The organism is Soonwooa purpurea (assembly GCF_053891095.1).
Genome location: NZ_JBSSMA010000004.1, coordinates 35,977 through 47,671 on the forward strand (window position 1 = coordinate 35,977; position 11,695 = coordinate 47,671).

Here is an 11,695-nt window from a genome sequence, read left to right on the forward strand (position 1 = left end):
ATATGAGTACAGTTACAACCAATGAAGTCAAAGAAGTCTTAGGAAGACATATTCTTGCAGATGGATTCGACTTCGTAATGGATTATGAAAAATCTCATGGATCTTGGATTGTTGACCGATTAACAGGCAAAGAATATCTCGATATGTTTTCGATGTTTGCGTCAGCATCTATCGGGTACAATCACCCATACGTTTTGCAAAGAGCAGAATGGTTGGGCAAAATGGCCGTTTACAAGCCCACACTTAGTGATGTTTATTTGAAAGAATATGCAGATTTTATGGAGGTTTTTGAACGTGTTGCCATTCCAAAAGAATTAGAATATTGCTTCTTTATCGAAGGTGGTGCTCTTGCTGTAGAAAATGCTCTTAAAGCGGCTTTTGACTGGAAAACCAGAAAAAACTGGCAAAAAGATATCAAAACCGAAGGAAGCATTGCGATACATTTTAAACAAGCGTTCCACGGAAGAAGTGGCTATACATTATGTTTAACCAATACTTCGGATCCTAGAAAATACCAATATTTCCCAAAATTCGAATGGCCAAGAATTCTTAATCCGAAAATCCATTTCCCAATTACGGAAGCCGGAATGGAGGAAACGATGAGAAACGAAAGTTTAGCATTACTAAATATTGAAGAAGCTATTTTAACAAATCCTGATAAAGTGGCATGTATTATCATAGAGCCCATCCAGGCGGAAGGTGGTGATAATCATTTCCGTGATGAGTTTTTTGTGGAGTTAAGACGTATCTGTGATGAGAACGATGTGCTTTTAATCTTTGATGAAGTGCAGACAGGTATTGGGATGACAGGCACAATGTGGGCTTTTCAGCAGAGTAGTATCAATCCAGATATCATCACGTTTGGGAAAAAAACTCAAGTTTGTGGCATTCTTGCCAATAAGGAAAAAATGAACATGGTGGCGCATAACGTCTTCACAGAAAGTTCGCGTATCAATTCGACTTTTGGCGGTAATTTTATTGATATGTTGCGTTTCCAATTGGTATTGGAAGTTATTGAACAAGAAGGCTTAATCGAAAAATCAAAAAAAGCAGGAGACTATCTTTTGAATGGATTGAAAGCTTTGGAACAAAAATTCCCAGATGAAGTATTTGCTTCCAGAGGAAAAGGCCTAATGTGCGCATTTGATTTAAAAGATGCTGAAACCAGAAATTGGTTGCAAAGCAGATTGTACCAAGAAGGAGTTATTATTTTAACTTGTGGCGATCAGTCTTTACGTTTCAGACCACACCTTAACGTAAAGGAAGAAGAATTACAAATTGTTTTAGATAAGATAGAAGAAATTTTATTAAAAAAATAAATCCAAAAACTTTTGTTGTTTTGTTAGAAAATTTGTAATTTTAAAAGCAGAAAGATAGAGGGAATTGAATTAAAAATTCATTTTATGAGTGTTACAACAAAAGTTTCAGTTTTTGAAAGTAATAACCAGCAGGAGATACAATTGATAAAATCTAAATTAGAATCTGCGGGGATACAAAGTGAGGTTGATAATAGCTATTTGTCTTTTATGACAACGCCAACTGCAACCAATATGGTTTTGAAAGTGGATTTAAAAGAAGAACAAAAAGCATTTGAGATTATTGATGCTTATTTACAAGAGGACCAAAAATAATTTCATATTTTAAATTTTACGTTTTACAGAAATCGAGATTCAATTAATTTTGGGTCTCGATTTTTTTATGCTTTTTTGAAATATAAAATTATAAATTATTTGGAGTAGATCTTTAGCCTTTAATACTGTTTAGTGAAAAATAGTAGAAAACAGCCTGTAGAAATCTGTCTAAAACCGCATGTGTAGGCAGTTTGTAATAGTGGAGAATACGGGATTCGAACCCGTGACCTTTTGACTGCCAGTCAAACGCGCTAGCCAACTGCGCCAATCCCCCAGAGTTTATAGTTTGCAATGTTAACACAAAAACTTGACATTCGCAAAGAAATTTAAAGCATTTTCGTTATATTTGGGAGGTTTAAATGATTTTTAATGAAAAGGCTAGTCTATATTCTTATTGCTTCGGTGACTTTGTATTCATGTTCAACCTCCAAAACGGTGAGTCGTAGTCACTCAAAGTCTAAATCCTATAAGTCGACGAGCAATATTAAAAAATACGCATCAAACAACTCTGGTTATAAAGTTTCTAAAGATCGCAACTCTGTTGTGAAAGATGCACAGCAATATCTAGGTGTTCCTTACAAATATGGAGGTAATACAAAAACGGGTTTGGACTGTTCTGGTCTTGTGACAAAGGTTTTTGATGAAAACAGTTACAAGCTTCCAAGACGTTCTTCGGATCAGGCGGATGTTGGCTCTTCTATTCGTGTGGAAGAAGTGATGCCAGGTGACTTGTTGTTTTTTGCAACTGCTGGAGGACGCAACATTTCTCATGTCGGGATTGTTAACAATATTGAAAAAAATGGCGAAATTAAATTTATCCACGCTTCGACAAGCAAAGGCGTTATTATTTCATCTCTCAATGAGTCTTATTGGAATAAAGCTTTTCTTTTTGCGCGCAGCATTCTTTAATTTTGTTATTTTTGCGATGCGTTTTGCGTGAGGGCGAAGCACATTGTCGGAGCTCGTTATATTGCGGGCTGAGCGGTAGCGAAGTCCGCAATATAACAGCGACTGTGCGTAGACCGACCCTCTTGTTTTTCGGAAGGCTTTAGTGCTTGGCAAAAACAAAGGGGCACGCCCAAAATTATAAATAAAAGTAAATTATTAAATATGTCTTTACAGGAATTAAGAGAAACCATTGAAAAAGTATGGGAAAACAGAGAGCTTTTGAAAGAAACTCAGTACACAGATGCTATTAGAAATGTTGTTGAAAAATTAGATTTGGGAGAACTTCGTGTTGCTGAACCTACAGAAAACGGTTGGCAAGTGAACGAATGGGTGAAAAAAGCAGTGGTTTTGTATTTCCCTATTCAAACAATGGAAACTATTGAGGTGGGACCCTTCGAGTTTCATGATAAAATTCCTTTGAAGAAAAACTACGCAGAAAAAGGCGTGCGCGTTGTTCCTCATGCTATTGCAAGACACGGAAGTTTTGTAGCAAGTGGTGTTATTATGATGCCTTCTTACGTTAATATTGGAGCTTATGTAGATTCTGGAACCATGGTGGATACTTGGGCAACGGTAGGAAGCTGTGCTCAAATTGGTAAAAATGTTCACCTTTCTGGTGGTGTTGGTATTGGTGGAGTTTTAGAACCATTACAAGCTGCCCCAGTAATTATTGAGGATGATGCATTTATTGGTTCACGTTGTATTGTTGTAGAAGGTGTAAGAGTGGGTAAAGAAGCTGTTTTAGGAGCTAATGTTTGTTTAACGATGTCTACAAAAATTATTGATATTACAGGTGATGAGCCAGTGGAAATGAAAGGTTATGTTCCGGAGCGTTCTGTGGTGATACCTGGAAGTTATACTAAAAAATTCCCAGCAGGAGAATACCAAGTTCCTTGTGCATTGATTATTGGAAAAAGAAAAGAATCTACCGACAAGAAAACCTCTCTTAATGATGCTTTAAGAGAAAATAATGTCGCGGTATAGCATTTATTTATAAAAAACTAATAACTAAACTTTGAAAACCAAATTCCTGAATTTTATATCGAATCCACGATATATAGGGATTATCTATATTGTTATAAGTGCCGTGTCGGCCTTGTCAAAGTACAACAGAGGACCCGGCGCTTATAATAATTATTTAATCTTTAAAAATGTATTTTTCAATACGTTCCAGCAACGCAACCTTTATGCATATTATCCCGATTTGTATTTTGATTGCAACCATTACGGGATTTTATTTAGTGCTTTGATTGCTCCTTTTGCGATAATGCCAGATTGGTTAGGGATTATATTGTGGAATGTTGCTAATACTTTGGTCTTTCTTTTCGCGATAAAAAATCTGCCTTTCAGTTCTAAGAATAAAGCTTTTTTTGCGTGGTTATGCTTGCAAGAATTTATTACCGCAGCGGTGAGTTTGCAGTTTAATATCGCATTGACAGGGCTTTTAATACTTTCCGCAACTTATATATACAAGCAAAAAGAAATAAAATCTGCTTTGGCAATTGCCATAGGAATCTTTGTCAAAATATACGGAATTGTCGGTCTTTCCGCCTTTTTCTTTATTAAAAATAAAATCAAATTCATTCTTGCTTTAGCCGTATTTTGTGTTTTATTCTTTATAATTCCAATGCTGTATTCATCGACACATTTTGGCATACAATCTTATGTCGATTGGTACACAGAGTTGGTTCTTAAAAACAATAAAAACCAAGTTCTTGGAAATTATCAAGATATATCCTTGATGGGTTTTGTACGTCGTGTTTTGCAAGATGCCAGTATTTCTAATTTATCATTTTTGATGTTTGGTTTGCCATTGTTTGGTTTGCCTTATATCAGAATCAGTCAGTACAAACATTTGGCATTTAAGCTTTTAATATTGTCTTCAACTTTATTGTTTACAGTGTTGTTCAGTTCAGGCTCGGAGTCGCCAACATACATTATTGCTGTTGCCGGAGTTATGATTTGGTTTTTAATTCAAAAAAACAAAAAAACTTTGGATATTGCTTTGTTAGTATTTGTTATCGTTCTGACTTGTTTCTCCAGTTCGGATTTATTTCCAAAATTTGTTAAAGAAAATTATATCATCAAATATTCGCTAAAATCTTTACCATGTAGTATTGTGTGGCTGAGAATTATTTATGAACTTATGACAAGAAATTTCGAAACCGATTATAAAGTTATTGCATGAAACAAGTCAGCATTGTTATCCCTGCCTATAATGAAGAAGGAAATCTAAATAAAATTTTCCATGAAATTGATTTGGTTTTTAAAGACTTAAAAAATTACAATTACGAAATAATCTTTGTTAATGACGGAAGTCGCGATAATACACAACATATTTTAGAAGAACTTTCTATAAAGTATCCACAAATAAAATACATTGAATTTTCTCGCAATTTTGGACATCAATTTGCTGTAAAAGCTGGTGTTGATGAGGCACACGGACAAATTGTAATTTCCATGGATGCAGACCTACAACATCCGCCTGTTTTAATTGTAGATATGATAAAAAAATGGGAAGAAGGTTATGACATGGTCTATACCATTCGGAAATATCCTAAGCAGATTTCGTATTTTAAAAAGAAAACGTCCAATTTTTTTTATAAACTTCTGAGTGCAATATCCGATGTACAAATTGATAAAGGAAGTTCGGATTTTAGGCTAATGGATCGAAAAGTGGTGGACAGTGTCAAGACGATTGGCGAGTCGGACCTTTTCTTACGAGGACTGGCAAAATGGGTTGGGTATAAACAATACGCCATACACTTTGTAGCAGACCAACGCTTTTCTGGAAATAGCAAATATAATTTTAACAAAATGTTGAAATTCGCGTTTACAGGTATTACCTCTTTCAGTGTAAAACCTTTGTATATGGCGGCTTATCTTGGCTTTTTGTTTTCTGGAATTGGGATGTTGTATATTCCTTACGTAATCTATGCTTTCATCACAAAAACTGAAATTTCGGGTTGGGCATCACTTATTATGACTATTGTGTTTTTTGGAGGTGTACAACTTATCATTTTAGGAATTATAGGTATCTATATGGGCAAAATGTTCCGACAACTAAAACAAAGACCAACCTATATCATTAGGTCAAAAAACTTTTAAACCATGATTTTACTGAGTTTCGATATTGAAGAATTTGATATGCCTTTGGAATATGACGGCCAAATTTCACTTGAGCAGCAACTACAAATTTCCAGAACCGGAACCATTGCGATTTTAGATGTATTAAAAAAATACAATGCCAAAGCAACATTTTTTTCAACCGTTATTTTTGCAGAGAGCAATCAAGATATTATCCATAGACTTCTAGAAGAAGGTCACGAGTTGGCAAGTCATACATGGTTTCACTCCGATTTTAAAAATGAACATCTTAAAAGCTCGCGAGAACGATTATCAGAACTTTTCGACACAGAAGTTATCGGCCTTCGTATGCCGCGGATGAGCCCCGTAGATGAAACCGAAGTTAAAACCGCAGGATACGTGTACAACTCGTCCATCAACCCGACTTTTTTGCCAGGACGTTACAATAATCTAGGTGTAAGCAAATCCTATTTTAAACTTAAAGAGGTTATCCAAATACCAGCCTCGGTTTCTCCAATTTTTCGGATCCCTTTGTTTTGGTTGAGCTTTCATAATTTTCCGACTTTTCTGTACCGTTATTTAGCGAAGCGAAGTTGGAAGGATAAAGGTTATCTCAATATTTATTTTCATCCTTGGGAGTTTGCAGATATTAAAAATTCTGAGTTTAAATTGCCTAACTTTACAACCAAGAATACAGGACAAGATATGATTGCCAGGTTTGATACGTTCCTAGAATGGTTGGTTAAAAACAAGCAAAAATTTTGTACCATCAAAGAGTTTGTAGACATCATAAATTAGAGAAATTTGAAAATCGCATACGACGCCAAACGTTTTTTTAATAACACTTCGGGATTGGGTAATTATTCGCGCGACTTGGTGCGGATGTTAGCGCAATATTTTCCCGATAACCAATACAGTCTTTTGGCAAAACGCCAAAGTGAGCGTGGAAAAGAGATTCTAGAACTTTCAGCCGTAGATTTTCAGCCTATTTCTAAAGGAAATATGTCTCGACAGTTTAAAATGGGAATTGATGCTCAGAATCTCGATGCAGATATTTTCCATGGATTATCGGGCGAATTACCTTTAAAATGGAACAAAAAACCCATTAAGAAAATTGTGACCATCCATGATTTGATATTTGTGCATTATCCCCAATTTTATTCCTTTTTTGATCGTAAAATTCATTTTTGGAAATTTAAAAAAGCAGCACATTCTGCAGACAAAATCATTGCTATTTCCGAGCAAACCAAACGCGATATTGTTAAATTTTTAAAAGTTCCGGAAGCTAAAATAGAAGTTATCTACCAAGGTTGTCACGAAGCTTTTAAAACCGAAAAAACCTTAGAAGAACTTAATGCCGTTAAAACTAAATACAATCTGCCAGAGCGTTTTGTACTGAATGTTGGTACGGTTGAAGAGCGAAAAAATCTTTTCTCTGTCGTTAAAGCCTTGAAGGGAACTGATATTCCGTTGGTTGTGGTTGGCCGAAAAACCAACTATGCAGACCAAATTTTAAGCTTTATTAAAAAAGAAAACATGACAGCGCAGGTTCAGTTTTTGGAAGGCGTATCGATGGTGGAGTTGGCTTGTATTTATCAATTGGCGGACATTTTTGTGTATCCCAGTTTGTTCGAAGGTTTCGGTATTCCTGTTATAGAAGCTCATTTTTCCAAAACGGCGGTTATCACCAGCAATACGAGTTGCCTTCCCGAGGCTGGCGGTAAAGATGCAGTCTATGTCGATCCGTTGAATAGTGATGATATCAAAGCCAAAGTTAATTTCCTTTGGAACAACGAAGCCGAAAGACAGCGTCGCGCCGAGAGGTCTTATGATTTTGCAGTTGCTAATTTTAGTGATGAAAAAATTGCCAATGATGTGATGAGGGTTTATAATCAATTCATAAATTAGATTTCTCATGCTCATTTCGACCAGCTGAATGTTCATTCGAAATGACACTTTAGAGACAGCTTTTTTATAGATAAACTAAAAAAGCGATTCCTAAGAGTCGCTTTTTTTATGTTTCTTTTTCTTCTTGTCTTTGTCTTTCTTTTCCTTTTTTTCTTTCTTTTTGCTGTTTTTTTCGATAGTATGTTTTTCGACTTCAGAAGACATATTATCTTTAGTTTTTGCGTTTTCGTCTAAACTATCTTCGATAACTTCAGCAAGACTTTTTTCTTCTTTAGGCGCTTCTTCAATTTTGAAAGTTGTAGCAACAGAAATGTTTAAATCCTTTAACAGGAGCCGCTCGTCATTATTATAAAAAAGGTCGAGTAGATTTTCTAGTTGAAACTTGCGGTAATCCTCAAATTTAATTTTTGGGATATATTTAAAAATACGGCCCTTCTTCTCAATGCTCAAATAGTTTTTCTCAACCAATATTTTTAAAAAAGTAGAAACCGTGTTTTGATGGGGTTTTGGTTCTGGATAAGCGGTCATAATGTCTTTCATATACGCAGAATCCAGTCCCCAAATGACCAACATCAATTGTTCTTCCGAACTTGTCAAACTAAGAATTTTCATGCTTTTCATGTTTTAATTAACCAAATAATAAGCGACGCCAACCAGGCAAGCCAAGCTGCCACCAGAAATGACTTCTGCTAAGGTATGTCTTTTTAAGATAATTCTTGTAATACCGATAATAATAGATAGTATAAACCAAAAAATTCCCCAACGAATGTCAAAATTTAAAAACAAAAAGGCGACAAAAATATTGAGCGACGTGTGCATAGAACTTTTGATAAAAAAATTACTGATTTGCATCAAAATCAATAATATCCACAAAAACAAAATTTCATAATCCAGGTGTTGATGTACGACAAATTCAAAAGCCAAATAGATAAAGCACAGAAAGACGATGACGACATATAGACTTTTGCGTTGTTCGCGATTCGAAACATCCATATTCGTGTAACGCCCTTTTTTAACATTCCAAATAATCCAAACGATGCAAGGCAAAGCTAAGATTAAGAGCAAAGCCCAAAGATTAGAAAAGCCTTTATCATAAGTCGTTTCGGCATTATTAAAAACGATATAATAAATAATTAAAGAAACAATAGGATTGAAAAAATTAGAAATAATTTTCGAAATACTGATGAGTAAAGAATGTTTTGCTGTTTTCTCTTTCATTGATCCAATTAGAATAGGTTGCAATTTACGTTTTAGATTTTTAAAAGGAGTGATTTTAATCTTAATAAATCGCTTGATTTTTAAGCTTATATTAATTATAAACAAGGCTGTGCCAATAACTAAAGATATTTTCTTATTTTTGCTGAATATTTCGAAATCATATGAAAGAATTTTCCAAAGAGGTTTACCTTAAGTGGTACGAGGATATGACGATGTGGAGAAGGTTTGAAGATAAATGCCGTTCTCTTTATTTAAAACAAAAAATCAGAGGTTTTTTACATTTATATAATGGTCAGGAGGCAATTCCTGCAGGATTCACACATGCTATGGATTTGTCAAAAGATAGCATGATTACAGCATATAGATGTCATATACATCCAATGGCGATGGGGGTTGATCCCAAAAGAATCTTGGCAGAACTTTGTGGTAAAGCCACGGGAACTTCCAAAGGTATGGGTGGATCTATGCACATCTTCAGCAAGGAGCATCGTTTTTATGGTGGACATGGGATTGTTGGTGGACAGATTCCTTTGGGTGCAGGTATTGCCTTTGCAGACAAATATTTTGACAGAAAAGCAGTTAACATCTGTTTTATGGGAGATGGTGCTGTACGTCAAGGTGCTTTGCATGAGACTTTCAACATGGCGATGAACTGGAAACTTCCAGTAGTTTTCGTTTGTGAAAATAACCAATACGCTATGGGAACTTCCGTTAAAAGAACCGCTAATCACGAAGATATATACAAGCTAGGTTTGGGTTACGAAATGCCTTGTCTTCCTGTAGATGCTATGGATCCTGAAAAAGTTGCCGAAGCTGCTTACGAAGCTATCGAAAGAGCTAGACGTGGCGATGGTCCTACCTTTATCGAAGCCAGAACTTACCGTTATAGAGGACACTCGATGTCGGATGCTGAGCCATACAGAACTAAAGAGGAAGTTGCAGAGCATAAAAAAGATGACCCTATCGAAATTGTGAAACACAGAATTCTAGAAAATAATTGGGCAACAGAAGCAGAACTTGAAACGATGGATGAAAAATCAAGAGCATTTGTGGAAGAATGCATAGAGTTTATGGAAAATTCTCCATATCCAGAAGCTTCACAAGTTTATGACTTTGTTTATGCAAGTCAGGATTATCCTTTTTTAGATAAATTAGAAAATTAATCATTAAATTATTTATTTGATGTTTGAAATTTGACGTTTGAATCTTCGGATCAAATCTCGAATCTCAAATCTCGAATCTCAAATCAATATAATTATGGCTGAAGTAATCACAATGCCGCGTCTGTCCGATACTATGACAGAAGGAAAAGTTTCCAAATGGCACAAAAAAGTTGGAGACGCAGTTAAAGAAGGCGATATCTTAGCAGAAATTGAAACAGATAAAGCTGTACAAGATTTTGAATCTGAATTAAACGGAACTTTATTATATATCGGTGTTGAAGAAGGTGCGCAAGCACCTGTTGACAATGTTTTAGCAATTATTGGTAATCAAGGAGAAGATATCTCTGCACTTATCGGTGGCGGTCAAATGCCTGCAAATAATGATGCTAAAGTAGAAGAAAAAACATCAGGAGCTGAGCCTGTTGCAAACGAGGTTGCGACAACTGCAGAAATGCCAGCAGGTGTTGAAATTATTACAATGCCAAGACTTTCTGATACCATGACAGAAGGTAAAGTTGCGAAATGGCATAAGAATGTTGGCGATGCTGTTAAAGAAGGCGACATCTTAGCAGAAATCGAAACCGATAAAGCGGTTCAGGATTTTGAATCTGAGTTTAACGGAACTTTATTATACCAAGGTGTTGCAGAAAATGATGCTGCAGAAGTAGACAAAATTTTAGCAATCATTGGTCCTGCTGGGACAGATGTATCTGCAATTGTGGCAGGAGGTAGCAAACCTGTGGCTGCAACGATGTCTAATGCTCCAAAAGATACTGATGCGCCAACGGCGCCAACCCAAACTTCAACCTCTCCAGCTACAACATCTTCTAACGGAAGTCGTGTTCATATTTCACCTCTAGCTAAAAAAATGGCCGAGGATAAAGGTATTGACATTCAGTCTGTACAAGGTTCGGGCGAAGGTGGACGTATCGTAAAGAAAGATATTGAAAATTATCAAGCGCCAGCGGCACAAACTTCTGCATCATCTGCTCCAAAAGTAGTTGCTGCTCCAGCGGTTAATTTCGTTGCAGGAGAAGATACAGAAACCGTTAACTCTCAAGTTAGAAATGTTATTGCAAAACGCCTAGCTGAAAGCAAATTTACAGCGCCGCATTACTATCTAATGGTAGAAATTAACATGGATAAAGCCATCCAAGCGCGTAAAGAAATCAACAGCATTCCAGATACGAAAGTGTCTTTTAATGATATGGTGATTAAAGCAACAGCCATGGCTTTAAGAAAACATCCTCAGGTTAATTCTTCATGGGCTGGTGATAAAATCATTCACCATGCTAATATCAATGTTGGCGTGGCGGTAGCAATTCCTGACGGATTAGTTGTTCCTGTATTGAAAAATGCAGATTATATGAACTATACTCAGATTTCTGCTTCGGTAAAAGATATGGCTTCTAGAGCTAAAAATAAAGGTCTTAAAGCTAATGAAATGGAAGGTTCTACATTCTCAGTTTCTAACTTAGGAATGTTCGGGATTGAAACCTTTACATCAATTATCAACCAACCAAACTCAGCAATTCTTTCAGTAGGTGCTATCATCGAGAAGCCTATTGTAAAAGATGGTCAAATCGTTGTTGGTAATACTATGAAGTTATCTTTGGCATGCGACCATAGAGTGGTAGATGGTGCAACAGGTGCAGAATTCTTACAAACATTAAGGTTGTATTTAGAAAATCCATTATCTCTTTTGTTAGGTTAATCTGGAAGCTAAATACTTATGATATA

General features: G+C 35.8%; 12 protein-coding genes and 1 tRNA gene. 10 read left to right on the top strand and 3 right to left on the bottom strand.

All coding sequences use genetic code 11. The annotated features are described in order from the left end of the window. Window positions 1–2: 2 nt before the first annotated feature. Window positions 3–1,319, top strand: coding sequence for an L-lysine 6-transaminase (lat, locus tag ACVFVN_RS04795; protein WP_456234411.1), 1,317 nt, complete (start codon window positions 3–5; stop codon window positions 1,317–1,319). Between the two features lie 84 nt (window positions 1,320–1,403). Next, window positions 1,404–1,631 carry a DUF2007 domain-containing protein gene (locus ACVFVN_RS04800; protein ID WP_456234412.1) on the top strand — a complete coding sequence of 76 codons (228 nt, stop codon included), beginning with the start codon at window positions 1,404–1,406 and terminating at the stop codon, window positions 1,629–1,631. A 200-nt stretch (window positions 1,632–1,831) separates the two neighbouring features. Here ACVFVN_RS04800 and ACVFVN_RS04805 read toward each other — a convergent pair. Beyond that, window positions 1,832–1,905 (bottom strand) — tRNA-Ala (locus ACVFVN_RS04805). A gap of 95 nt (window positions 1,906–2,000) precedes the next feature. Here ACVFVN_RS04805 and ACVFVN_RS04810 point away from each other — a divergent pair. The 6 genes from ACVFVN_RS04810 to ACVFVN_RS04835 all read left to right on the top strand — a co-directional run bounded on the left by ACVFVN_RS04810 (window position 2,001) and on the right by ACVFVN_RS04835 (window position 7,574). Then, window positions 2,001–2,540, top strand: a complete 540-nt coding sequence (locus ACVFVN_RS04810) for a C40 family peptidase (RefSeq protein WP_456234413.1) — start codon at window positions 2,001–2,003, stop codon at window positions 2,538–2,540. Between the two features lie 201 nt (window positions 2,541–2,741). Further along, window positions 2,742–3,563: a 2,3,4,5-tetrahydropyridine-2,6-dicarboxylate N-succinyltransferase gene (locus ACVFVN_RS04815; protein WP_165130791.1), complete on the top strand. Its 822-nt coding sequence runs from the start codon at window positions 2,742–2,744 to the stop codon at window positions 3,561–3,563. Between the two features lie 31 nt (window positions 3,564–3,594). Beyond that, window positions 3,595–4,767, top strand: coding sequence for a glycosyltransferase family 87 protein (locus ACVFVN_RS04820; protein WP_456234414.1), 1,173 nt, complete (start codon window positions 3,595–3,597; stop codon window positions 4,765–4,767). Then, the gene (locus ACVFVN_RS04825) at window positions 4,764–5,687 is read left to right on the top strand and encodes a glycosyltransferase family 2 protein (RefSeq protein WP_165130795.1); all 924 of its coding nucleotides are present in this window, start codon (window positions 4,764–4,766) and stop codon (window positions 5,685–5,687) included. Before ACVFVN_RS04820 ends, ACVFVN_RS04825 begins: the two co-directional genes overlap by 4 nt. 3 nt (window positions 5,688–5,690) lie before the next feature. Then, window positions 5,691–6,464: a polysaccharide deacetylase family protein gene (locus ACVFVN_RS04830; RefSeq protein WP_456234415.1), complete on the top strand. Its 774-nt coding sequence runs from the start codon at window positions 5,691–5,693 to the stop codon at window positions 6,462–6,464. Between the two features lie 6 nt (window positions 6,465–6,470). Then, window positions 6,471–7,574, top strand: coding sequence for a glycosyltransferase family 4 protein (locus ACVFVN_RS04835; protein ID WP_456234416.1), 1,104 nt, complete (start codon window positions 6,471–6,473; stop codon window positions 7,572–7,574). 90 nt (window positions 7,575–7,664) lie between these two features. Here ACVFVN_RS04835 and ACVFVN_RS04840 read toward each other — a convergent pair whose 3' ends face one another. Then, window positions 7,665–8,186, bottom strand: coding sequence for a BlaI/MecI/CopY family transcriptional regulator (locus tag ACVFVN_RS04840; protein WP_456234417.1), 522 nt, complete (start codon window positions 8,184–8,186; stop codon window positions 7,665–7,667). Between the two features lie 12 nt (window positions 8,187–8,198). After that, window positions 8,199–8,792, bottom strand: a complete 594-nt coding sequence (locus ACVFVN_RS04845; protein ID WP_456234418.1) for a phosphatase PAP2 family protein — start codon at window positions 8,790–8,792, stop codon at window positions 8,199–8,201. A 161-nt stretch (window positions 8,793–8,953) separates the two neighbouring features. Here ACVFVN_RS04845 and pdhA point away from each other — a divergent pair, with 161 nt between their 5' ends. Then, window positions 8,954–9,955 carry a pyruvate dehydrogenase (acetyl-transferring) E1 component subunit alpha gene (pdhA, locus tag ACVFVN_RS04850; protein ID WP_456234419.1) on the top strand — a complete coding sequence of 334 codons (1,002 nt, stop codon included), beginning with the start codon at window positions 8,954–8,956 and terminating at the stop codon, window positions 9,953–9,955. Window positions 9,956–10,049: 94 nt separating this feature from the next. Further along, on the top strand, window positions 10,050–11,669 hold the full coding sequence (locus ACVFVN_RS04855) for a 2-oxo acid dehydrogenase subunit E2 (protein ID WP_456234420.1): 1,620 nt from the start codon (window positions 10,050–10,052) through the stop codon (window positions 11,667–11,669). The last annotated feature ends 26 nt before the right edge of the window (window positions 11,670–11,695 follow it).

Coding starts and splice junctions, on each gene's coding strand:
- ACVFVN_RS04845 (WP_456234418.1), bottom strand. CDS start 8,792: ATGAAAGAGAAAACAGCAAAACATTCTTTACTCATCAGTATTTCGAAA.
- ACVFVN_RS04840 (WP_456234417.1), bottom strand. CDS start 8,186: ATGAAAATTCTTAGTTTGACAAGTTCGGAAGAACAATTGATGTTGGTC.
- ACVFVN_RS04855 (WP_456234420.1), top strand. CDS start 10,050: ATGGCTGAAGTAATCACAATGCCGCGTCTGTCCGATACTATGACAGAA.
- ACVFVN_RS04815 (WP_165130791.1), top strand. CDS start 2,742: ATGTCTTTACAGGAATTAAGAGAAACCATTGAAAAAGTATGGGAAAAC.
- lat (WP_456234411.1), top strand. CDS start 3: ATGAGTACAGTTACAACCAATGAAGTCAAAGAAGTCTTAGGAAGACAT.
- pdhA (WP_456234419.1), top strand. CDS start 8,954: ATGAAAGAATTTTCCAAAGAGGTTTACCTTAAGTGGTACGAGGATATG.
- ACVFVN_RS04830 (WP_456234415.1), top strand. CDS start 5,691: ATGATTTTACTGAGTTTCGATATTGAAGAATTTGATATGCCTTTGGAA.
- ACVFVN_RS04810 (WP_456234413.1), top strand. CDS start 2,001: ATGAAAAGGCTAGTCTATATTCTTATTGCTTCGGTGACTTTGTATTCA.
- ACVFVN_RS04800 (WP_456234412.1), top strand. CDS start 1,404: ATGAGTGTTACAACAAAAGTTTCAGTTTTTGAAAGTAATAACCAGCAG.
- ACVFVN_RS04825 (WP_165130795.1), top strand. CDS start 4,764: ATGAAACAAGTCAGCATTGTTATCCCTGCCTATAATGAAGAAGGAAAT.